Origin of the sequence: Denitromonas halophila (assembly GCF_007625155.1) — a bacterium.
Taxonomy (GTDB): Bacteria; Pseudomonadota; Gammaproteobacteria; order Burkholderiales; family Rhodocyclaceae; genus Nitrogeniibacter; species Nitrogeniibacter halophilus.
In genome coordinates, this window is the sequence record NZ_VMNK01000003.1 from 577,306 (window position 1) to 599,050 (window position 21,745).

Below are 21,745 nucleotides of genomic sequence, written 5' to 3' on the forward strand. Positions count from 1 at the left end.
CCTGTGTCATCGGGGTGTCGACCTCGCCGGGCAAGCGGGCGGATCGCGAACCTCGGCATCCTGCCATATCTGGGGGTGTCGGGGTCTGGTTCAACTGCTGGGCCGGCGGTGCTCGGGTGCCGTAAGGAACCTGGACTGGCCGGCTACGTCATAGCCTGTGATAATCATGATGAAGCAGACCATGGAATCGCCAAACTGTTCCGGAAGGGAAAAAACATGACGCTGACCGACCTGAAATACATTGTGGCGCTGGCGCGGGAGTGCCACTTCGGTCGGGCGGCCGAGCGCTGCCATGTCAGTCAGCCGACGCTGTCGGTGGCGATCAAGAAAGTCGAGGAAGAACTCGGCGTGATGCTCTTCGAGCGTGGCACCAGCGATGTCAAAGTGACGCAGCTGGGGCTGCGCATTGTCGAGCAGGCGCAGCGGGTGCTGGTTGAGGCGGGTCAGATCAAGGAGATCGCCCAGGCCGGCAAGGACCCGCTGGGCGGTCCGCTGCGGGTCGGCGCGATCTACACCATCGGGCCCTACCTGCTGCCGCGGCTGATTCCTCAGGTTAAGGCGCTGGCGCCGCGCATGCCATTGATTCTCGAGGAAAATTACACCGCCAGTCTGGCTGAGTCGCTCAAGCGCGGGGATCTCGATGTTGCCATTCTGGCGCTGCCCTTCGAGCAGCCGGGGCTGGTGGTTCAGCCGATTTACGAAGAGCCGTTTCGTGTGTTGATGCCGAGCACCCACCCTTGGGCGCAGCAGACGGCGGTCGGCGCTCACCAGTTGGCCGAAGACCAGTTGCTGCTGTTGGGGGCGGGCAACTGCTTCCGCGACCAGGTGCTGGAGGTGTGTCCCGAGTGCAGTGGCGTCGGCGGCCTGCAGCGCACCTTGCAGGGCAGCTCGCTCGAAACGATTCGCCTGATGGTGGCCAGCGGCATTGGTGTGACGGTGTTGCCGGCGACGGCGGCGGATGACCTCCCCGAGCGCAACAGCCTGCTCGCCACCCGGCCCTTCGAGGCGCCCGAGCCCTCGCGCACGATTGCGCTGGCCTGGCGGGTCACCTACCCGCGCAGCGGTGCGATCGACGTGATTCGCAAAGCCATTCTCGCCTGCACCCTGCCCGGCGTGCTGCCGCTCAACGCCGCCTGCCAGGACGTGACCGCATAGACCCGATCAATCGACCGGATATGGAGAATCGATTGGATTTTGTCATGCCAGGCACGTAGGCTTGAGGCATCAGGAATTGATCACCACAGAACAAGGAGCGCCACCATGGATATTGATATCGGCATCAGCAAGAAAGACCGCACGGCGATTGCGCACGGGCTGTCGCGCCTGCTGGCGGACAGCTACACGCTGTACCTCACGACCCACAACTTCCACTGGAATGTGACCGGCCCGATGTTCAATACCCTGCACCAGATGTTCGAGGTGCAATACACCGAGTTGGCGCTGGCGGTGGATGCCATTGCCGAGCGGATTCGCGCCTTGGGCGAGCCGGCCCCGGGCACCTATAGTGCCTTTGCCGAGCTGTCCCGACTGGAAGAGCCGCAGGGCGTGCCCAGTGCGGAAGAGATGATCCGTCAACTCGTGAAGGGGCAAGAAGCGGTGATTCGCACCGCCCGCGAGATCATGCCGGTGGTGGATGAGGCGGACGATGAGCCGACTGCCGATCTACTGACGCAGCGCATGCAAGTGCACGAGAAGACCGCGTGGATGCTGCGCAGCATGCTGGCGAACTGATCGCAGCACGCATCACGTCATCGACGGCCGGGGCTTCCCGGCCGTTTTTTCAGAAGCCCGAGCCGGGCGTGGCCAGAAAGGCCTGTTCGGCCGGCGTGCTGGCGCGGCCGAGAATCGCATTGCGATGCGGAAATCGGCCGAACTGCGCAATTACCGCCTGGTGGCGCAAGGCGTAGTCGTAGGTGCTGTCGAAGCCGGGGTGGGCGTCGTGGAGTGCCTTGAACAGGGCGACGGCACGGGTCTGCTCGGCGAGATCTTCGGCGTGTTCGAAGGGCAGGTAGGCAAACACCCGCTCGACCGGCTTGAGCTGTGCGTCATGGCCGGGGTCGACCAGTGCCCGCGCGGCGCTCAGGGCCAGCGTGTCGCCGGCAAAGGCGCGCGGGGTGTTGCGGAAGACATTGCGGGTGAATTGGTCGAGCAGCAGGATGCGCGCGAGGGCGCCGCGCTCGGTGGTATCCCAGTCCGTTAATCCGCCAGCCAGTGCTTGATCGACCAGCGCGCCGAAGCGCCCGGCAATGGCGGTGTCGGTGTCGTCGCGCTTTTCAAACCACAGGGGCCGGTGGGTGCCGTAGTCGGCGCTGTCCGGCGCGCCGAACCAGAAATCAAGGACTTGGCGGGCGGCGTCGGGTAGCGTCGGCATGGGTGGCTTACTCGTCGCCCTTGGCGGCAGCTTTTTTGGTGGGCTTCTTCGCGGCGGCCGGTTTCTTCGGTGCGCGCGGTTCGAACTCGAAGCCCACGCCACCGTCCGGCTTGCGCACCAGGAAGGCCGAGAACTTGCGCTTGGTCTTGTTCGACACGAAGCCCTTGAGCAGGTCGGTCTTGCCATCGGTGAGCAGCTTGCCCATCTGCTCGCGTTCGATCGGCTGCTGCAGGATGATCTTGCCGGAGCGGAAGTCGCAGGTCTTGTCGGGCCCGACCGACTTCTCGCAGACATAGGCCATGCCATGCTCGTACACCTTGGCCTGGCACTTCGGGCAGGCGCCCAGCGGCGTTTGCTCGGAGAAATCCACTGGCTCAGCGTTTTCGTCGTCACGCGGCTGACCGAAGTCGAAGGTCGGACTCAGCTCGTCATTGAGCTTGATGTCGGCATTGAACAGCCGGCCCATCTTGTTGCGGAAGCCCATCAGCGGACCGATGTGGCCGTCGCGCAGCAAGGCTTCGATCTCGGGGATCTCGAACTGACGACCGGCAACGATCTTCCAGGTGCTCCAGTCGCAGGCCTGGCAGGCGAATTTTTTGTAGTTCTCTTTGACCACCCCGCCGCACTTTGGGCACGGCGTTTCGAGCGTGGCGAAGTCGCCCGGCACGGTGTCGGATTCATACTGCTTGGCGCGTTCGACCATGTCGCGCGCCATGCTGGCGATCTCTTCCATGAAGGCGTCGCGGGTCAGCCCGCCGCGCTCCATCTGCGACAGCTTGTGTTCCCATTCGCCAGTGAGTTCAGGCGAGGTCAGCGCCGACACGCCCAGGCCCTTGAGCAGGGTAATCAGTGAGAAGGCCTTGGCGGTGGGGATCAGTTCCTTGCCATCGCGGTGCATGTATTGCTCACCGATCAGGTTCTCGATGATCTGCGCACGCGTCGCTGGCGTGCCGAGACCGCGACCGGCCATGGCGGCGCGCAGTTCTTCGTCGTCCACCATCTTGCCGGCGCCTTCCATGGCCGAGAGCAGCGTCGCTTCGTTGAAGCGTGCGGGCGGCCGCGTCTGCTGGGCCTTGACCTCGATTTCGTCGGTGCTGACCTTTTCGTCCTGCGCGACGCTTGCCAGGGTTTCGGCGTCATCGCTGGGCTTGTCGCGGCCAACCACCACCAGCCAGCCCGGCTTGACCATGACTTTGCCTTCGGTCTTGAAGGCTTCGCCCTCGACGCGGGTAATGCGGGTGGTGACGCGGAATTCGGCCGCCGGGTAGAACACCGACAGGAAGCGGCGGGTGACCAGGTCGTAGATCTTCTGTTCCGGCTCGGACAGTGTTTTGGGCGCGGTGCCGGTGGGAATGATCGCGAAGTGGTCGGAAATCTTGCTGTTGTTGTAGATGCGCTTGTTCGGGCCAGCCCAGCCTTCGCGTTTGATCTCATTGGCGAACTTGGCGTATTCGGCGGGCAGGTTGCCGAGCACCTCCTTGACCGTATCGACATAGTCTTCGGGCAGGGCGCGGGCGTCGGTACGCGGGTAGGTGAGCACCTTGTGGCGCTCGTACAGCGCCTGGGCGACCTGCAGCGTGGCGCGGGCCGAGAAGCCGAAACGGCCGTTGGCCTCGCGCTGCAGGCTGGTCAGGTCGAACAGCAGCGGCGAGAGCTGGGTGGAGGGCTTGGATTCTTCTTCGACCGTGCCGGGCTTACCGTCGCACTTGGCGCGGATCGCCTCGGCGCGGGCGAGGTCCCACAGCCGCTCGGCGCGGGCGTGCTCGTCGTCGTTCTTCTTGAAGCCTTCGTCGAACCAGCGACCGGCGTAGCTGCCTTCGGCGCAGCCGAAGCTGGCGTGCAGTTCCCAGTAGTCGCGGGACTTGAACTCACGGATGCGTTGTTCGCGTTCGACCACCAGCGCCAGGGTCGGGGTCTGTACCCGGCCGACCGTGGTCAGGTGGAAACCGCCTGTTTTGGAGTTGAAGGCGGTCATCGCCCGCGTGCCGTTGATGCCGATCAGCCAGTCGCTCTCGGCACGCGACACCGCGGCCTGACGCAGACCGTCGACTTCGTCGGCCGAGCGCAGGTGGGAGAAACCGTCGCGAATCGCGCCGGTGGTCATCGACTGCAGCCACAGGCGCTGCACGGGCTTCTTTGTTTTGGCGTGTTCGGCGATGAAATTGAAGATCAGCTCGCCCTCACGCCCCGCGTCGCAGGCGTTAATCAGGCCGTCGACATCCTTGCGCTTGATCAGTCGGGTCAGCAGCTTGAGGCGGTCTTCGCTCTTGGCGATGGGCTGCAGCGCGAAACGCGAGGGCACCACCGGCAGGTTGGCGAAAGACCATTTGCCGCGCTTGACCTCTTCGTCGGGCGGCACGGTCAGCTCGAGCAGGTGGCCCACGGCCGATGCCAGCACGTAGTCGTCGGACTCGAAATAGTCTTTTTGGCGGGTGAAGCCGCCCAGTGAACGGGCGATGTCCTGCGCGACGGACGGTTTCTCGGCGATGATCAGTTGTTTGCTCATGGCATGCGGAAGAACCGGCGGTGCCGGTCAGGGTTCCCGGAAAATCAAGTGGTTAAGCGCGACATCTTAAGGACGTCGCGGCGGCAGGTGCAAGTGGCCGAGGCCCTTGCACGCGTCAGTGGAGTGCCGGCGAGATGTCGTCGTCCTCGCTCAGCAATTCGTCGAGGACCAGCGAATCCATAGGATATGCCTGTTTCCAGAGCACGATCAGCACGATGACTTTCAGCCGCGAGATCGATACATGGCTGTCGGGCAGCGCCATCAGGCGATCGAGGATGAGTTCGCGGTTGGCGCCATCGAGCACGCCTGAGTCTTCCAGAAACAGCAGGAAACCAATGCCTTCGCGCCCCAGCTTGGCCGTTTCTTCGGACGAATACAAGCGCATCGCACCGGCGCTTGGCGTGCTGAAGGCGGTGTATTCACTGGCGGTCTGGTTCAGATCCGACAGCCACGCCAGGGCGTCGCTGATCTCGTCTTCTTCGAAGCCTGCGGCCGTCAGTCGGCGAGCCAGTTGCTCCGGCGCCGGGCAGGCTTCAGCGTGGATATAGGTTTCGAAGAGATAAACGAGAACATCAAACATGAATAAGCGGGGGCTCTATGTGAGTCGCTGGAAGCGGCCGCCGGGCAGTCGCGCCAGATGACCGTCCAGTTCCAGTGAAAGCAGAATGGCGTACAGCGCATCGGCCGTCAAGCCGGTACGGGCCGCGAGTGTATCAAGGCTCACGGGATCATGGCCGAGCGCCGCCAGCAGGTGGTCGGTGGTTTCGTCGGTCTCGGCGACCGGTTCGGCCGGGGTGTCGAGGGGCATGGGCGGCGCGCTGGCGTAACCCGAAAAGACGCTTTCTTCGAGGATGTCCTCGGCCGTTTCGACCAGTTTTGCGCCGTCGCGGATCAGCCGGTGGCAGCCTTTGGATTGTGGCGAATGGATCGAGCCGGGGATGGCGAAGACCTCGCGACCTTGCTCGCTGGCCAGCCGCGCGGTGATCAGCGAGCCGCTGTTCAGCGCGGCCTCGACCACCAGCACCCCTTGGGCCAGGCCCGAAATGATGCGGTTGCGACGCGGGAAATTGTGTGCGGCGACCTGGGTGCCCAGCGGGAATTCGGTGACGATGGCGCCCCGCTCGAGAATGCGCCGTGCCAAGGCCTGGTTGCGCGCCGGATACATGCGGTCGGCGCCAGTGCCGATCACGGCGATGGTGGCGCCGTCGGCGTCGAGCGCGCCTGCATGGGCAGCCGCATCGATCCCCAGCGCCAGGCCGCTGATGATGGCCAGGCCAGCGCGCGCCAGTGCGCCGGCAAAGGCGGCCGCATTGGACTCGCCCTGGGGGGTGGCGCTGCGGGCGCCGACGATGGCCAGCCCCGGCCGGTTCAGCAGGCTGACATCGCCTTTGACATACAGCAGCGTGGGCGGGTCGGGCAGTTCGAGCAGGCGCTGTGGGTAGCCGGCATCGGCCAGGGTCAGCAGGGTGTTGCCGGGCTGGTCAGCCCAGACCTGCGTGGCGGCAATGGCGTCGCTGGCATCGTGATCGTGCAGCGCACGTGCGAGTTTGTCGCCGATGAGTTCGGCGATCGCACTTTGGTGGGCCGCAAACACCGCCGCGGGCAATCCGAAGGCTTTGAGTAAACGGCGCTGACGCCCACCACCGAGTCCGGGGATGAGCGTCAGGCGTAGCCAGTCGGCCAGTTCGGAGGGGGACAACCGGTTGGTCAGGGCGTGCGTACCGTATCGCTGACTTTAATTGGTGCCGTGGCATCGACCACCAGGCCGTAGGACACCCGGTCGAACACCCGGAACAGGAAGACCAGGCCGTAGCGGTGCTCCGGCAGTTCGAAGGTTTCCTTCTTGTTGGTGTCTTCGTCCTTGTAGATCACCGAACCGCGATGGCGGTAGAGCGCCAGCACGTGACCGACTTCGGCACCATCTTGCTGACCAACGCCGAGGGTGATGACACCCTGACGGCCGGTTTCGCTGACGCCGCCGTAGATGGCGATGACGCGGCCTTCGATGCTGGCGGTCGGTGCGTGCGGCACGTAGGACAGCAGCTCGGGGCGGTCGGCCGGCAGCATCAGTTCGCCGGTGCCGATTTCCTGGCGCGCCATGGCGATCTCGAGCGCGGCCGGCTCGCCTGGCTGGGTGACGTCGGCGGTGCCCAGATGCACGGCTTCGTAGCCGAGAATCTTCTTGGTCAGCGGGTCGGTCAGCGGCTTGGCCGGGCGGTAGATGTGCCAGGTATTGACGCCAGCCGCCACGTTTTTGGCAAACACGGTGTCGCCCTGGCCGGTGTAGAGCCGGTTTTCTTGCGTGGCGACGATGGTGGCTGAATTCAGGATGCGCTTCTCGTCCACCACCAGCGGGTGGGTCAGGAAGGGTGCAATCTCATTTTGCGGAATGCTGGGAATCGCCTGGTTGGTCGCTTCCGAGTAGATCTGCGGTTGCAGCTTGCCATCACCGACCCGGCGACCCAGGCGCAGATAGGGGCCGCTGCGGTCGAGGACGATGATCTGGCCCGGATAGATCAGATGCGGGTTGCGGATTTGGTCCTTGTTGAGCTGCCACACTTCCGGCCAGCGCCAGGGCTCGCGCAGGAACTTGCCGGAGATGTCCCACAAGGTGTCGCCTTTGCGCACCGTATGGCTGTCTGGCGCATTCTGCGCCAGCTCGACAGGCGAGGCGGCCAGGGCCGGTTGGACGAGGGCGGCGACGCCAATGACTAGAGAGAATATAATGCGGATCATCACTCGCTTCCGTTTCGATGCAGGCGGCATTCCGACGCCCTGCCGGGAATTCGTACCATCAATGACGGTCATATATCCCGGAAGTTGAGCGTTCCGATGACAAACGTGCATCATCGGGGATGGCAAATTACTTGAAATTCTGCACGTAATCCCATAACGCGGCAAGCTTTTATGGCACTACTCCCAATACTACATTTTCCTGATCCACGACTTCACACCAAGGCGGTCCCGGTGGCCAAGGTGGATGATCGCATTCGCACATTGATCCGCGATATGGCCGAAACCATGTACGAGGCGCCCGGCATCGGTCTGGCGGCCACGCAGGTCAACGTCCATGAGCGGGTGGTGGTTATCGATGTGAGCGAAGACCAGTCCAGCCTTCAGGCCTTCATCAACCCCGAGATCCTTGAGCGTTCCGGCGAGCAGGTGGGCGAAGAAGGCTGCCTGTCGGTGCCCGGCGTCTACGACAAGGTGGTGCGCGCCGAGCGCGTGAAGGTCCGCGCGCTGAACGAAAAGGGCGAATCCTTCGAGCTCGAGGCCGACGGCCTGTTGGCGGTGTGTATCCAGCACGAGCTGGACCATCTCGATGGCAAGGTGTTTGTCGAATACCTGTCGCTGCTCAAGCAAGGCCGCATCAAGAACAAACTGGCCAAGCGTGCGCGCATCACCGCCTGAGGGCGAGACGGACCCCTCCATGAGAATAGCCTTTGCCGGTACGCCGGCGTTTGCCGCGACGGCGCTCACTGCCCTGATCGACGGTGGTTTTGAGGTCGTGTTGGTGCTCACCCAGCCGGACCGCCCCGCCGGGCGCGGCATGAAACTGCAGCCCAGTGCGGTCAAGCAGGTCGCGCTGGCGCACGGCATTCCGGTTGATCAGCCCGAGAAGCTGCGCACGCCCGAGCAACAGGCCGCGCTGCGTGCCGCCGAACCCGATGTACTGGTGGTCGCGGCCTACGGCCTGATTCTGCCGCAGGCGGTGCTCGACATCCCGCGCATCGGCTGCCTCAATATTCACGCCTCCTTGCTGCCGCGCTGGCGGGGGGCGGCGCCGATTCATCGCGCGATTGAGGCGGGTGATACCGAAACCGGCATCACCATCATGAAGATGGACGCCGGCCTCGACACGGGCGACATGTTGCTGCGCCAGGCCGTGCCGATTCCGCCCGATGCCACCACCGCCAGCCTGCACGACACGCTGTCCACGCTCGGCGGCGAGATGATCGTCGACGCCATCTGCCGCCTCGCCATCAAGTCGCTCGAAGGCGAGCGCCAGCCGGACGAAGGCGTGACTTATGCGCACAAGATTGCCAAGGCAGAGGCCCGCCTCGACTGGCGCCGGCCGGCGCTTGAGCTGGCGCGTCAGGTGCGGGCTTTTGATCCGTTTCCCGGGGCGGTGGCTGAATTTGATGGACGGCTGATCAAGCTGTGGCAAGCCACCGTGTCCGACGCTGTCGGTGTGCCTGGCACGGTGCTCAAGGCCGATGCCGACGGTGTGCTCATCGCCTGCGGTGAGGGCGCTTTGCGGGTGACGGTGTTGCAGCAGCCGGGTGGACGCCGGGTATCGGCAGCCGAGTTCTTGCAGGCCAGCCCCGTCGTGGCGGGGACGCAACTGGCGCTCGCATCGGCGCATTGAATCTTTCTGCCTGACCCCCATCTAAGTGTGCGCGGAGGTGTGCTCCGCACTTGATGACGAGGACACGTAATGTTCGGTAACTGGATCAAAACTTCTCTGCTGATGGCCGGCATCGTCGCGCTGTTCGGCGTGATCGGCGGCATGATCGGCGGCCAGCAAGGCATGCTGCTGGCGCTGCTGTTCGGCGGCGGGATGAACGTCTGGGCCTACTGGTTTTCGGACAAGATGGTGCTCAAGATGTACAAGGCGCGCGAAGTCGATGCCGCCACCTCGCCCTACCTCTACAACATGGTGCGTGAGCTGGCCGGCCGGGCCGAGTTGCCGATGCCCAAGGTGTACATCATCGACGAGGCGCAGCCCAATGCGTTTGCGACGGGCCGCAACCCCGAGCACGCCGCCGTGGCCGCCACCTCCGGCATCATCCGCATGCTCTCCGAGCGCGAACTGCGCGGCGTGATGGCGCACGAGTTGGCGCACGTGAAGAACCGCGACATTCTGATCTCGACCATTTCCGCTACCGTCGCCGGTGCGATTTCAGCGCTGGCGCAGTTCGGTATGTTCTTTGGCGGGCGGGGTGAAGATCGTCCCAACCCGGTGGTGTCGATCATCATCATGATCCTCGCGCCGATTGCCGGCATGCTCATCCAGATGGCCATCTCGCGGACCCGCGAGTTCGGGGCCGACCGGGGGGGCGCCGAGATTTCCGGCGATCCGGCCGCGCTGGCCGATGCGCTGGCCAAGATCGACGCCTACGCGCGGGGCATTCCCATGCATACGGCCGATGAACACCCCGAAACCGCGCAGATGATGATCATGAACCCGCTCTCGGGTGGTGGCCTGAAAGGCCTGTTTTCAACCCACCCGGCGACCGAAGAGCGCATTGCCCGCTTGCGCGCCATGCGCTGATTTTCGTCTCGCGAGTATCGTCACCGTGTGCGCGGCCTTCGGGCCGCGCATTTTTTTTGATCGCTCCGCATGCTCTAATCAGGCTCTTGGATCGGGGGGAATGTGGGCATGGGCGCAGGGCAGCACAGTGACAAATCGGCCGAGGCGCGCTCGGAATGGTCGGACTACGCGGTATTGGTGGTCGATGATGAAGCTGGCATGCGCAGCTTCTTGCAGCGGGCGTTCAGCGCGCGCGGCTGCGCCGTGGAGGTGGCTGAGAGCGCTGAGGCAGCGGCCATGCTGCTGGCCGACGCCCATTTTGACGTCATCGTGCTCGACATTGCCTTGCCCGGAAAGGCCGGTATTGCCTGGCTGCGCGAGCTGCGCGCCGGCGCGTTTTCGGGCGACGTGGTGTTGATCACCGCCTTTGCCGACATGGAAACCGCCATCGACGCGCTGCGGGCTGGTGCGGCGGACTTCATCCTCAAGCCCTTCCGGGTCGATCAGATCATCAATTCGCTGGCCCGCTGTTTCGAGCGTAGCCGGCTGACACGCGAGAACTACGTGCTGCGCCGCGAAGTGGCCGGCCTGGCGGGCGGCACCGAGGGCCTGGTCAGCCAGTCGCAGGCCTTGCGCCAGGTGTGGAGCCTGATCAAACGGGTGGCGCCCACGCCGACCACGGTGCTTATCCAGGGGGAATCGGGCGTTGGCAAGGAGCTCGCTGCCCGCGCGCTGCATCAGATGAGCGCCCGCGCCGAGCGTCCCTTTGTGCCGGTCAACTGCGCTGCGGTGTCGGCCGAGCTGATTGAGAGCGAGCTTTTCGGGCATGTGAAGGGGGCGTTTACCGGCGCCAGTGAGAGCCGCAGCGGCCTGTTTACCTACGCCAACGGCGGCACACTGTTTCTCGACGAGATCGGCGAACTGCCGCTGGCCTTGCAGACGAAGCTGTTGCGTGCGCTCGAAGAGCAGCGCGTGCGGCCGGTCGGCTCGACCAAGGAGATCCCGGTGGATGTCCGCGTGGTTGCGGCCACCAATCGCGATCTGCGCATCGAAGTCGCAGCGGGACGCTTCCGGCAGGATCTGTTCTATCGCCTCGAAGTGCTCACCGTCACCATCCCGCCGCTGCGTCAGCGCACGGATGACATCGTGCCGCTGGCCGAGCATTTCAACGGCCAGCTGGCGGCCCGGCTTGGCCTGCCGCCGCTGCCCATCACGCCCGAAGTGGCGGCCCGGCTGGTCGGCTACGCGTGGCCGGGCAATGCCCGGGAGCTGCGCAACTTCATCGAGCGGGCGCTGATTCTGGGGCATTTCCCGGTCGAGGCGCCGGCAGCACTGGGTGGCGAGGCGCTGCCGCTGACGCTGGCCGAGGTCGAGCGCCGGCACATGGAAGCGGTGCTGCGTCAGTGTGACGGCAACAAGACCCGTGCGGCCGAGCTGCTGGGCGTCTCGCGCAAGACGCTGGAGCGCAAGTGCGCCGAATGGGCGACCAACGCCGCGTGATGAATCCGCTCAGCGCACTGCGTGCGCGCTTTTCAGCCTCGGTCAGGGCCAAATTGCTGGCGCTGGTGCTGGCGCCTTTGCTGATTGGCGTGCCGGTGCTGCTGGCGCTGGTGTGGACCTGGGGCAATGACACTTACGAGCGCCTCCTCAAGGCCAAGGTTCAGGCCGATCTGGTGATTGCCCACGAGTATTTCGATCGGGTGCAGCAGGGCGTCGGCCGTGATCTTCAGGCCTTGGCCGGTTCGAGCCGCCTCGCCGCGGATTTTCCCGACGGCACGCGGCAGGCCATGACGGAACTGCTCGCCAGCATGGGCGTACGCTACGGGCTGGATTTCCTGCATCTGCTGGACACGCGGGGGCGGCCGATCGCGTCGGCGCGCGCACCGCTCGGCCCGCTGCCCGATCGAACGCGCTGGTCGACGGTCGCGGCGGCCGTGTCGGGGGCGGCACACACCAGCATCGAGGTGTTCAACCCGGAAGAGCTCGAGGCGATTGACCCGGCGCTGCGGCGGCGCGCGCACATCACGCTGGTGCCGACTCCGGCGGCGCGGCCGGATGATCGCGCCAGCGAAGAGCGCGGGCTGATGATCCACGCGGCCGCACCGATCTATGACCGCACGGGCAGCTTCATCGGTGTGCTCGAAGGCGGCATCTTGCTCAATCGCAACCTCGGCATGGTCGACCGCATCAACGCCATCGTCTATCGCGAGGGCTCTCTGCCGCTGGGCAGCCAGGGCACGGCCACGCTGTTTCTCAACGACACCCGCGTGACGACCAATGTGCACTTGTTCGAAGGCGTGCGCGCGCTCGGCACGCGGGTGTCTGACGCGGTGCGCACCCAGGTGCTCGACACCGGCCAGGTGTGGCTGGACACCGCCTTCGTGGTCAATGACTTCTATGTCTCCGGGTACGAGCCCTTTCTGGACGGCAACCGCAACCGGGTCGGCATGCTCTATGTCGGATTTCTCGAGACGCCCTTCCGCGAAGCCAAAGAAACGGTGATGGGCGTGTTGTTCGCCATTTTCGTGGCGATCTCGGTCCTTGGCAGCCTGTTGTCGCTGCGCTGGGCACGCAGTATTTTCCGCCCCATCGAGCGCATCAACGCGGTGATCCAGCGTGTCGAGCAGGGCGATGCCGCGGCACGCGTCGGGCCGCTCGCCAGCCGGGATGAGCTCGGTCGCCTGGCGCAGGAGTTCGATCACCTGCTCGATACGCTGGCCAGCAAGCGCGAAGAGCTGCAGCGTTGGGCCGATGAGCTCGATCGCAAGGTGGCTGCGCGCACCGCCGAACTGGCCGAGGCCAATGCCATTTTGCGCAAGGCGCAAGAGCATCTGGTGATGAGCGAGAAGCTCGCCGCCGTGGGCGAACTGACTGCCGGCGTGGCGCACGAGATCAACAATCCGGTCGCCGTCATCCAGGGCAACCTCGATGTGCTGTCCGACATCCTCGGTGCGTCGGCCACGCCGGTGCGCGAAGAGATCCGCCTCATCCATCAGCAAACCGACCGCATCCGCCAGATCGTCACCAAGTTGCTGCAGTTTGCGCGGCCGGGCGAGTTTGCGGGCTACACCGAGCGGGTGAACGTGGCCACGCTGATCGCCGACTCCCTGGTGCTGGCGCGGCACACCTTCGACAAGCGCGGCATCGAGGTGCTGCGGCGCGATGCGGCCACGCTGGATGTCGAGATCAACCGCAGCGAGTTGCAGCAGGTGCTGATCAACCTGATCGTTAACGCTGTGCAGGCCATGGGCGAAGGCGGCCAGCTGACGCTGAGCAGCGAGGACTGGGTCGAGGGCGGCGAGTGTGTTGGCGTTTGCCTGCGCGTGGCCGACACCGGCGCCGGCATCCGCGAAGCCGACCTGCAGCACATCTTTGACCCCTTCTTCACCACCAAGAAGGGGCACGGTACCGGTCTGGGCCTGTCGATCAGCCAGACCCTGGTTCAGCGCTACGGCGGGCGCATCACCGTCGATAGTCGGCCCGGCCGTGGCACGACCTTCTGCATCTGGCTGCGAAGCACGCCAGAATACGACGAGAGCCCCAACGCGCCGGGCTTCCGGGCCCGTTGGTTTGGTCCGACCGAGTGAGACATTTTGTCCGTGGTGGCCGCCGGCGTGAGACAAAATGTCTCGTTTGCTGCGCCGCGCTAAATCGCTAAACCATTCGCAGGAAAGGGTTTTCCTGTTTGGCACGAAAACTGCCTTAAGTCTTCTCAAATGACGGCATCACAGCCGGCCTGACGCGCGACAAGCGTTATCCGCCGGACTGCATAACGCCAAAAGGGGACAAGGTGAGTTTCAAGACAAGCAAGGGCGCGCCTGCCGCCACCGACTGCGATACCGTGCTGTGCCGCTGCCAGGGGCGGGTAGCCGACGCGGCCATCGACGGCGTCGCGGCGGATGCACGGATCGCGATCACCGACGGCCTGTGCCGCAACGGCGGGTCGGCCAGCTTGCCCGAGGCGGTTCGCCAGATCGGCTGTACCCGCGAAGCGCCACTGATTGAAGCCGCCGCGCTCACCGACCGCGCCCTGCGCTTCTTCCCTGCCCGTGAATACGCCAGTGGCGGCGTCGCCGACGCGCCGCGTCTGGCCGCGCTGATCGCCATGGCTCGCCTGCCCGAGCCGCCGCCGGTCGATTCCGTCAGCTACACCAGTGCCGGCCGGCTGGCCATTGTTGGCAATGGACCGCTAGCCATGGCCTGGGCGCAACGCCTGCACGGCAAGGCCGACGGGCAGCTGCAGGTCACCGTGTTTGCCGACGACGAGCAACCCCTGCCTGCCGCCAGCCCGCGCCGGGTGCCGGTGCATCGCGCGCGGCAGATCAGTGTCGAGGGCTGGCTGGGCGCGTTTGATATTGCCTGGACGCCCGGCAATGCCGTCGATGCCTCGGTCTGTACCGGCTGTGGCGCCTGTCTCACCGCCTGTAGCTCCGACGCCATCGTGCGCGATGGCGTGGCCGCCTATGTTGACGCTGCGCGTTGCAACGACAAGCGCCGCTGCATCGAGGTGTGTGAGGTCGGCGCCATCGATTTCAGCTTCACGCCGCGTTCAGCCACTTTCGATCTGGTGCTCGACTTGTCTGACGCCCCGCGTCTGGCCATGCCGCATCTGCCGCAGGGCTATTTCGCGCCCGGCAGCGATGCGCTGGCCCAGACCGAAGCCGCACTCGCGTTGACCGAGATGGTCGGCGAGTTCGACAAACCGCGTTTCTTTGATTACGACCGCGCCAAGTGCGCCCACTCGCGCAACCGTATCGACGCCTGTTCGCGCTGCATCGATACCTGTTCCACCTCGGCCATCCGCGCTGACGGCAATGGCGTGTTCGTCGAGCCGCACCTGTGCATGGGCTGTGGTGCCTGCGCCAGCGTCTGCCCAAGCGGCGCGATGCGTTACAACTACCCCTCGGTGGTCGAGATCGGCCTGCAGATTCGCACCGCACTGACGGCCTGGTCGCAGGCCGGTGGCGCTGCGCCGACCCTGCTCCTGCATGGTCGCGATCAGGCCAGCGCGCTCAAGATCTGGACCGAAACCGAGTCGCTCGCTGCGCCGGTGTTACCGCTGGCGGTGCATGACGCGGCCAGCGTTGGCCCCGACCTGCTGCTCTACGCGCTGTGCGCGGGTGCCGGTCGGGTGGTGATCTGGCAAAGCGCCGACGCACCAGCCACCTATCAGGCCTCGGCCGGGCGGGCGGTGCGTTTTGCCGATGCCGTGGTCGCCGGCCTGGGCCTGATGACAACCGGCCAACGTTTTGCGTCGGTCACCGCCGATGCCGACGACCTGATGGCCCACCTGAGCGCCACCGCGCCGGCCATTGGTGCCCCGGCGCGTTTCCATCCGCAGCTCGACAAGCGCGCCACGCTCGACCTGTGCTTTGCCCACCTGGCCACGCTGGCCGCACCCGAGGCGCTCGCCGAGCCCTTGCCGGTGCCCGCCGGCAGCGCCTACGGCACGGTGGCCGTGGCCGGCGACAAGTGCACGCTGTGCTTGTCTTGTGCCAGCGCCTGTCCGGCGCAGGCCCTGATGGACGACACCGAGGCGCCGCGCCTGCGCATCCGCGAAGCGAGCTGTGTGCAGTGCGGCCTGTGCGTGGCCACCTGCCCGGAAGACGCGATCACACTGGTGCCGCGCCTCAATCTCGCCGCGGCCGCCAAGCAGCCCGCCGTGCTGCACGAAGACACGCCCTGCACCTGCCTGCGCTGCGGCAAGGCCTTTGGCTCCAGCGCCACGGTGCGCACGCTGATGGACCGCCTCATCGGCAACCCGCATTTCGCTGCGCCCGAGCAGCGTCGCCGTTTGCAGATGTGCGGCGACTGCCGGGTCATCGACATGATGTCGCCGGCCGACGGTCAGCGCGAAACCACCATCCAGGATCTGTCATGAGCGCTGCCACCGCCCCTCTCGCCGACGTGTTTGAGTTGTTGCCCGAAGACGCCGACCGCGCCGGCTTCTACGGTGTGCTGGCCAATCTGATGGCCGCGCCGCCCAGCGATGCCTTGCTGGCGGCGCTGGCCGGGGCCGACCGCCTGCAGGCCGACGCCGATGTGCCCGAAGGCAAAACACTGGCCACGGCCTGGGAGCAATTGTGCGATCTCGCCGGCCAATGTGACGGCGAGCGTGTGCGCGCCGAATGGAATGCCTTGTTTTGCGGTACCGGCCGTCCGCCGGTGCTGCCGTATGCGTCCTTTTACGAAACCGGTTTCTTGATGGAAAAACCACTGGCCCGTGTGCGTGACGATCTGGCCGCGCTCGGCCTGGCGCGCGAGACCGGTTGCGGCGAGCCGGAAGACCATCTGGCCGCGCTGTGCGATGCCATGCGCGCGCTGATCACCGACGGCCAGCACGGCGTCGATGTGCAGATCCCATTTTTTCAACGCCACCTTCAGCGCTGGATCGGCCGTTGTTGTGCCGACCTGATGGTGGCGGCCGATGCGCAGTTTTACCGCGCGGTCGGCGCATTTGCTGCAGCGTTCTTCGCCGTTGAGGCGCGGGCGCTGAGTTTCGAGACCTGAACCAAGAGCCATGCGCGCACACAGCGCCAATCGGGGAGAAATAGAAATGAGTGAGACACGCGAAACGCCCACCCGCGAACCGGAGAGCGCGCCATCGAGCTTTGGCCGTCGCAGTTTTCTGTTTGCCGCGGCCGGCACCGGCGCCGCCGGCGTGGCGGCAGTCACCGGCATGGGCACGAGCACGCCCGCGGTGGCTGACGCGCTCAGCGAACCCGATGGCAGCGCCTCGGGCTACCGCGAGACCGCGCACGTGACCCGTTACTACCGCTCCACCCGTCTGTAAGGGAGACGACCATGCTGGTAAAAAAATCCAACCGGGCCGCGACGCCCGCAGGCAGCGGACTGAATGAAGCGCTGAGTGGTCGTGCCACGCCGAAGCGACTCGATCGACGCAGCTTTCTCAAGCGCTCCGGCCTGACCGCGGGTGCGGGCGCCATCGGCGCCAGCCTGCCGTTTGCCATGGTCAAACCGGCCGAGGCGGCTAAGGCGGCCGGCGCGGGCGAGATCGAGATCAAACGCACCATCTGTACCCACTGTTCGGTCGGCTGTGCCATCGACGCCGAAGTGAAGAACGGCGTGTGGGTCGGCCAGGAGCCGGTCTTCGACAGCCCGATCAACCTCGGCGCGCACTGCGCCAAGGGTGCCTCGGTGCGCGAGCATGGTCACGGCGAACATCGCCTGCGTACGCCGATGAAGCTGTCGGGCGGCAAGTGGGTGCGCATGAGCTGGGAAGACGCGATCACCGAGGTCGGCGACAAGCTGATGGCGATCCGCGAGAAGCACGGCGCCGATGCGACGCACTGGATCGGCTCGTCAAAGCACTCCAACGAGCAGGCCTATCTGTTCCGCAAGTTTGTCAGCATGTTTGGCACCAACAACATGGATCACCAGGCGCGTGTCTGCCACTCCACCACGGTGGCGGGGGTGGCGAACACCTGGGGCTATGGGGCGATGACCAACTCCTATAACGACATGCAGCACTCGAAGGCGATCTTCTTCATCGGCTCCAACGCCGCCGAAGCGCATCCGGTGTCGATGCTGCATATCCTGCATGCCAAGGAAGGCGGCGCCAAGGTGATCGTGGCCGACCCGCGCTACACGCGTACGGCCGCCAAGTCCGACCAGTATGTGCGGCTGCGCTCGGGCTCGGATATTCCGCTGATCTACGGCATCATGCGCCACATCTTCGAGAACGGCTGGGAAGACGCCAAGTACATCGAAGACCGGGTGTACGGCATGGACCAGATTCGCGCCGAGGCCATGGCGTGGAGCGCCGATAAGGTGTTTGAGGCGACTGGCGTGCCTGACGCCGAGGTGCGCCAGATCGCCGAGACCATGGCCATGAACCGTCCCTCGACGGTGGTGTGGTGCATGGGCCAGACCCAGCACACGGTGGGCAACGCGATCACCCGCATGATGTGTGTGCTGCAACTGATTCTGGGCAACGTCGGCGTCGCCGGCGGCGGCGCCAACATCTTCCGCGGCCACGACAACGTGCAGGGCGCCACCGACGTCGGCCCCAACCCCGATTCGCTGCCCGGCTACTACGGCATCGCCACCGGCTCCTGGAAGCACTGGGCCGCGGTCTGGGGTGTCGATTACGAGTGGCTCAAGGGTCGCTTTGTCAGCCAGGCGATGATGGAAAAACCGGGCATCACCGTGTCGCGCTGGATCGACGGCGTGACCGAAAACCCCGAGTTGATCGATCAGGCCACGAACATCAAGGCTCAGGTGTTCTGGGGCATGGCGCCCAACTCGCAAAGCCGCGGCAAGGACATGCTCGAAGCCATGAAGGCGCTCGAGTTGCTGCTGGTGGTCGATCCCTACCCGTCGGCAACGGCCGCGATGGCCGCGTCGGTGCGCACCGACGGCGTGTATCTGCTGCCGGCGGCAACGCAGTTCGAGACGGTCGGTTCGGTGACCGCCTCCAACCGCTCGCTGCAGTGGCGCGAGAAGGTCATCGAGCCGCTGTTCGAGTCCAAGCCCGACCATACCATCATGTACGCCTTCGCCAAGAAGTTCGGCTTCGCGAACGAGTTCTGCAAGAACATCAAGATCGCCAAGGACGCCAAGGGCTGGGACGAGCCGGATGTCGAGGACACCCTGCGCGAGATCAACCTCGGCACCTGGACCATCGGCTACAGCGGCCAGTCGCCCGAGCGGCTCAAGCTGCACATGCAGCACATGAGCACCTTCAACCCGCGCACGCTCAAGGCTGAAGGCGGCCCTTGCGATGGCGACTACTTTGGCTTGCCGTGGCCGTGCTGGGGCAACCCCGAACTCAAGCACCCGGGCTCGCCCAACCTCTACGACACCACCCGCCATGTGATGAACGGCGGCGGCAACTTCCGCGCCCGCTTCGGTGTGGAAAAGGACGGCGTGTCGCTGCTCGCCGGCGATGGCTCCTCATCGCTCGATGCCGACCTGAAGATGGGCTACCCCGAGTTCGACCATGTGCTGATGAAGAAGCTCGGCTGGTGGGAAGAACTCACTGACGCCGAGAAGACCGCCGCCGAGGGCAAGAACTGGAAGACCGACCTGTCCGGCGGCATGATCCGCGTGATCATGAAGAACCACGGCTGCATGCCCTACGGCAACGCCAAGGCACGTGCGGTGGTGTGGAACTTCCCCGATGCGGTGCCCAAGCACCGCGAGCCGCTGTATTCGACCCGCCCGGATCTGGTCGACAAGTATCCGACCCACGAAGACAAGAAGCTGCACTGGCGCCTGCCGACGCTGTTCAAGTCAGTGCAGGACAAGTACCACGACGTGGGCAAGGACTTCCCGCTGATCATGACCTCCGGCCGCCTGGTCGAGTACGAGGGCGGCGGCGAGGAGACCCGTTCCAACCCCTGGCTGGCCGAGTTGCAGCAAGACATGTTCGTCGAGCTCAACCCGCGCGCGGCAGCCGATCGCGGCATCGTCGATCAGGACTGGGTGTGGGTCAAATCACCGACCGGCGCACAGCTCAAGGTACGCGCGCTGGTCACGCCGCGGGTGGGGCCGGACACGGTCTTCCTGCCCTTCCACTTCTCCGGACGCTGGATGGGCGAGGACATGCTCAAGTATTACCCGGAAGGTGCGGCGCCAATCGTCCGTGGCGAGGCGGTCAACACCGCCACTACCTACGGCTACGACGTGGTGACGATGATGCAAGAGACCAAGAGCACGGTGTGCCAGGTGATGAAGGCCTAAGGGGAGACGAACATGGCGAGAATGAAATTCCTGTGCGACACCGAGCGCTGCATCGAATGCAACGGTTGCGTGACCGCCTGTAAAAACGAGCACGAAGTGCCCTGGGGTATCCAGCGGCGACGCGTGGTGACGATCAATGATGGGGTGGTCGGGCAGGAGAAATCCATGTCGGTCGCCTGTATGCACTGCTCCGATGCGCCCTGCATGGCGGTGTGCCCGGTCGACGTGTTCTACCGCACCGAAGACGGTGTGGTGCTGCACGACAAGGACGCCTGCATCGGCTGCGGCTACTGCTTCTACGCCTGTCCCTTTGGCGCGCCGCAGTTCCCGCAGACCGGCACTTTCGGCCAGCGCGGCAAGATGGACAAATGCACCTTCTGCGCCGGCGGCCCGGAAGCCGATGGCTCGGATGCCGAGTTCGAAAAATACGGCAAAAACCGCCTTGCCGAGGGCAAGCTGCCGATGTGCGCCGAGATGTGCTCCACCAAGGCGCTGCTGGCCGGTGACGGCACGGCCCTGGCCGATATCTTCCGCGAGCGGGTGGTGCGTCGCGGCGGTAGCGGGGCCGAGATGATCGGCTGGAACACGGCGTATGGCAGTGGCGAGCAGAAGCGTCAGCAGACTCGCGGAGGTGACAAATGAACCCGACCCGACTCGTGCTCCTGATCGGTGCCGCGCTGGCCCTGGCGGCCTGCAGCGAAGCCCCGCAGGTGACTCACTACGAGGCCGGCACCTACTCGGGCAAGCCCGACACCCGCCCCTGGGAGTCGGCCGCCTACGGTGGCGACAAGGCAAAGTGGGAGAGTGACATGCGCGCTCGCGCCCGCAAGCAGACCGAAATCGGCCGCATGCCCCCGGGCTGAGGAGGACACCATGTGCGCACACCTCATCGTGACATTGCGGGCCGTGCTGCTGGCGGCCGTCCTCGGTCTGAGCTGGATCGCCGCTCCCGCGGTGGCCGCGCCGCCGGATAACAACGCCGACGTCTACCGAGCCGTGCGCGACGGCACGGCCCAGTCCATTACCTTCACCGCCCCGGCCGATCGCACGCTGATTCAGTCCGAAGGCCAGACCTGGCGGCAGTGGCGCAACGGCCCGATCACCCAGATCGGCGGCTGGTTGCTGGCCGGCGTGTTCATTGCGCTGGTGCTGTTCCGCCTGGTTCGCGGCAAGATCGTGCTGGAAGGGCCGCCCACCGGGCGATTGATCCAGCGCTTTTCAACCGTCGAGCGCATGACCCACTGGACGGTGGCGCTGAGCTTTGTGCTGCTGGCGATTACCGGCTTGACGCTGCTGTTCGGCAAGCATGTGATCATTCCGGTCATCGGTTACAGCGCCTTCTCGTGGATCGCGGCGCTGGGCAAGAACGTGCACAACTTTGTTGGCCCGCTGTTCTTCGCGTCGACCCTGGTGATGATGGCCTTGTTTGCTCGCGACAACGTGTGGCAGGCCATCGACGCGTTGTGGATTCGCAAGGCCGGCGGCTTGCTCTCGGGTGAGCATGTGCCTTCGTGGCGCTTCAACTTCGGCGAGAAGACCTGGTTCTGGATTGGCGTGGTCATTCTTGGCCTGACGGTCGGCATCACCGGGCTGGTGCTCGACTTCCCGGGCTATGGCCAGATCCGTCAGGACATGCAGCTGGCGCACATCATCCACACCAGCGGGGCCATCATCTTCATCGCCTTGTCGCTGGGCCATATCTACATCGGCAGCGTCGGCATGGAAGGCGCGCTGGAGTCGATGAAGACCGGCTATGTGGACGAAACCTGGGCCAGGGAGCACCACGAGTACTGGTATCGCGAAGCCAAGGGTGGCAGCGGTGCGGCACCGGTAGCGTCCGGCGCGGGGCGGCCATCGACCGCGCACTGAGCGTTGGAAACCAACCGTGGTGCGGGTTGCGCCACGGTTG

The 21,745-nt window shown here is 65.2% G+C and carries 19 protein-coding genes; 14 read left to right on the forward strand and 5 right to left on the reverse strand.

Annotated elements, in window-relative coordinates; translation table 11 throughout:
* Positions 1 to 216 precede the first annotated feature (216 nt).
* Positions 217 to 1,155: a hydrogen peroxide-inducible genes activator gene (locus tag FHP91_RS04850; RefSeq protein WP_144176100.1), complete on the forward strand. Its 939-nt coding sequence runs from the start codon at positions 217 to 219 to the stop codon at positions 1,153 to 1,155.
* 105 nt (positions 1,156 to 1,260) lie between these two features.
* Positions 1,261 to 1,731 (forward strand): Dps family protein, encoded by a 471-nt coding sequence (locus FHP91_RS04855; protein ID WP_144176099.1) that lies wholly within the window; start codon positions 1,261 to 1,263, stop codon positions 1,729 to 1,731.
* 49 nt (positions 1,732 to 1,780) lie between these two features.
* On the opposite strand, the gene FHP91_RS04860 is transcribed toward FHP91_RS04855, so the two are convergent.
* From FHP91_RS04860 to FHP91_RS04880, 5 genes are all read right to left on the reverse strand, one after another.
* Positions 1,781 to 2,371 (reverse strand): DUF924 family protein, encoded by a 591-nt coding sequence (locus FHP91_RS04860; protein ID WP_144308498.1) that lies wholly within the window; start codon positions 2,369 to 2,371, stop codon positions 1,781 to 1,783.
* A gap of 7 nt (positions 2,372 to 2,378) precedes the next feature.
* The gene (locus tag FHP91_RS04865; protein ID WP_144308499.1) at positions 2,379 to 4,877 is read right to left on the reverse strand and encodes a DNA topoisomerase III; all 2,499 of its coding nucleotides are present in this window, start codon (positions 4,875 to 4,877) and stop codon (positions 2,379 to 2,381) included.
* Positions 4,878 to 4,992: 115 nt separating this feature from the next.
* Entirely contained in the window at positions 4,993 to 5,457 is a 465-nt protein-coding gene (locus FHP91_RS04870; RefSeq protein ID WP_144308500.1) for a DUF494 family protein, read from the reverse strand.
* Between the two features lie 15 nt (positions 5,458 to 5,472).
* A complete protein-coding gene (gene dprA, locus FHP91_RS04875; protein WP_144308501.1) occupies positions 5,473 to 6,576 on the reverse strand; it encodes a DNA-processing protein DprA in 1,104 nt (367 codons plus the stop codon).
* Positions 6,577 to 6,584: 8 nt separating this feature from the next.
* Positions 6,585 to 7,613 carry a LysM peptidoglycan-binding domain-containing protein gene (locus FHP91_RS04880; RefSeq protein ID WP_144308502.1) on the reverse strand — a complete coding sequence of 343 codons (1,029 nt, stop codon included), beginning with the start codon at positions 7,611 to 7,613 and terminating at the stop codon, positions 6,585 to 6,587.
* 171 nt (positions 7,614 to 7,784) lie between these two features.
* On the opposite strand from FHP91_RS04880, the gene def reads away from it, so the two are divergent.
* The 12 genes from def to FHP91_RS04940 all read left to right on the forward strand — a co-directional run bounded on the left by def (position 7,785) and on the right by FHP91_RS04940 (position 21,705).
* Entirely contained in the window at positions 7,785 to 8,288 is a 504-nt protein-coding gene (gene def / locus FHP91_RS04885) for a peptide deformylase (protein WP_144176093.1), read from the forward strand.
* A 19-nt stretch (positions 8,289 to 8,307) separates the two neighbouring features.
* Entirely contained in the window at positions 8,308 to 9,246 is a 939-nt protein-coding gene (gene fmt, locus FHP91_RS04890; protein ID WP_144308503.1) for a methionyl-tRNA formyltransferase, read from the forward strand.
* Positions 9,247 to 9,315: 69 nt separating this feature from the next.
* Positions 9,316 to 10,152, forward strand: a complete 837-nt coding sequence (gene htpX, locus FHP91_RS04895; RefSeq protein WP_144308504.1) for a zinc metalloprotease HtpX — start codon at positions 9,316 to 9,318, stop codon at positions 10,150 to 10,152.
* A 108-nt stretch (positions 10,153 to 10,260) separates the two neighbouring features.
* Positions 10,261 to 11,631, forward strand: coding sequence for a sigma-54-dependent transcriptional regulator (locus FHP91_RS04900; protein WP_144308505.1), 1,371 nt, complete (start codon positions 10,261 to 10,263; stop codon positions 11,629 to 11,631).
* Positions 11,610 to 13,718 (forward strand): ATP-binding protein, encoded by a 2,109-nt coding sequence (locus tag FHP91_RS04905; RefSeq protein ID WP_246116219.1) that lies wholly within the window; start codon positions 11,610 to 11,612, stop codon positions 13,716 to 13,718. Before FHP91_RS04900 ends, FHP91_RS04905 begins: the two co-directional genes overlap by 22 nt.
* Before the next feature lie 203 nt (positions 13,719 to 13,921).
* Entirely contained in the window at positions 13,922 to 16,012 is a 2,091-nt protein-coding gene (locus tag FHP91_RS04910) for a 4Fe-4S binding protein (RefSeq protein WP_144308506.1), read from the forward strand.
* A complete protein-coding gene (locus FHP91_RS04915; RefSeq protein WP_144308507.1) occupies positions 16,009 to 16,641 on the forward strand; it encodes a TorD/DmsD family molecular chaperone in 633 nt (210 codons plus the stop codon). Before FHP91_RS04910 ends, FHP91_RS04915 begins: the two co-directional genes overlap by 4 nt.
* A 46-nt stretch (positions 16,642 to 16,687) precedes the next feature.
* The gene (locus FHP91_RS04920) at positions 16,688 to 16,924 is read left to right on the forward strand and encodes a formate dehydrogenase (protein WP_144176086.1); all 237 of its coding nucleotides are present in this window, start codon (positions 16,688 to 16,690) and stop codon (positions 16,922 to 16,924) included.
* Positions 16,925 to 16,935: 11 nt separating this feature from the next.
* Positions 16,936 to 19,836 (forward strand): molybdopterin-dependent oxidoreductase, encoded by a 2,901-nt coding sequence (locus FHP91_RS04925; protein WP_144308508.1) that lies wholly within the window; start codon positions 16,936 to 16,938, stop codon positions 19,834 to 19,836.
* 12 nt (positions 19,837 to 19,848) lie between these two features.
* Entirely contained in the window at positions 19,849 to 20,478 is a 630-nt protein-coding gene (gene fdh3B / locus FHP91_RS04930; RefSeq protein ID WP_144308509.1) for a formate dehydrogenase FDH3 subunit beta, read from the forward strand.
* A complete protein-coding gene (locus FHP91_RS04935; RefSeq protein WP_144308510.1) occupies positions 20,475 to 20,699 on the forward strand; it encodes a hypothetical protein in 225 nt (74 codons plus the stop codon). Before fdh3B ends, FHP91_RS04935 begins: the two co-directional genes overlap by 4 nt.
* A gap of 10 nt (positions 20,700 to 20,709) precedes the next feature.
* Positions 20,710 to 21,705 carry a formate dehydrogenase subunit gamma gene (locus FHP91_RS04940; protein WP_144308511.1) on the forward strand — a complete coding sequence of 332 codons (996 nt, stop codon included), beginning with the start codon at positions 20,710 to 20,712 and terminating at the stop codon, positions 21,703 to 21,705.
* Positions 21,706 to 21,745: the final 40 nt, after the last annotated feature.

Coding starts and splice junctions, on each gene's coding strand:
- FHP91_RS04850 (WP_144176100.1), top strand. CDS start 217: ATGACGCTGACCGACCTGAAATACATTGTGGCGCTGGCGCGGGAGTGC.
- FHP91_RS04855 (WP_144176099.1), top strand. CDS start 1,261: ATGGATATTGATATCGGCATCAGCAAGAAAGACCGCACGGCGATTGCG.
- FHP91_RS04860 (WP_144308498.1), bottom strand. CDS start 2,371: ATGCCGACGCTACCCGACGCCGCCCGCCAAGTCCTTGATTTCTGGTTC.
- FHP91_RS04865 (WP_144308499.1), bottom strand. CDS start 4,877: ATGAGCAAACAACTGATCATCGCCGAGAAACCGTCCGTCGCGCAGGAC.
- FHP91_RS04870 (WP_144308500.1), bottom strand. CDS start 5,457: ATGTTTGATGTTCTCGTTTATCTCTTCGAAACCTATATCCACGCTGAA.
- FHP91_RS04880 (WP_144308502.1), bottom strand. CDS start 7,613: ATGATCCGCATTATATTCTCTCTAGTCATTGGCGTCGCCGCCCTCGTC.
- def (WP_144176093.1), top strand. CDS start 7,785: ATGGCACTACTCCCAATACTACATTTTCCTGATCCACGACTTCACACC.
- fmt (WP_144308503.1), top strand. CDS start 8,308: ATGAGAATAGCCTTTGCCGGTACGCCGGCGTTTGCCGCGACGGCGCTC.
- htpX (WP_144308504.1), top strand. CDS start 9,316: ATGTTCGGTAACTGGATCAAAACTTCTCTGCTGATGGCCGGCATCGTC.
- FHP91_RS04900 (WP_144308505.1), top strand. CDS start 10,261: ATGGGCGCAGGGCAGCACAGTGACAAATCGGCCGAGGCGCGCTCGGAA.
- FHP91_RS04905 (WP_246116219.1), top strand. CDS start 11,610: ATGGGCGACCAACGCCGCGTGATGAATCCGCTCAGCGCACTGCGTGCG.
- FHP91_RS04915 (WP_144308507.1), top strand. CDS start 16,009: ATGAGCGCTGCCACCGCCCCTCTCGCCGACGTGTTTGAGTTGTTGCCC.
- FHP91_RS04920 (WP_144176086.1), top strand. CDS start 16,688: ATGAGTGAGACACGCGAAACGCCCACCCGCGAACCGGAGAGCGCGCCA.
- FHP91_RS04925 (WP_144308508.1), top strand. CDS start 16,936: ATGCTGGTAAAAAAATCCAACCGGGCCGCGACGCCCGCAGGCAGCGGA.
- fdh3B (WP_144308509.1), top strand. CDS start 19,849: ATGGCGAGAATGAAATTCCTGTGCGACACCGAGCGCTGCATCGAATGC.
- FHP91_RS04935 (WP_144308510.1), top strand. CDS start 20,475: ATGAACCCGACCCGACTCGTGCTCCTGATCGGTGCCGCGCTGGCCCTG.
- FHP91_RS04940 (WP_144308511.1), top strand. CDS start 20,710: ATGTGCGCACACCTCATCGTGACATTGCGGGCCGTGCTGCTGGCGGCC.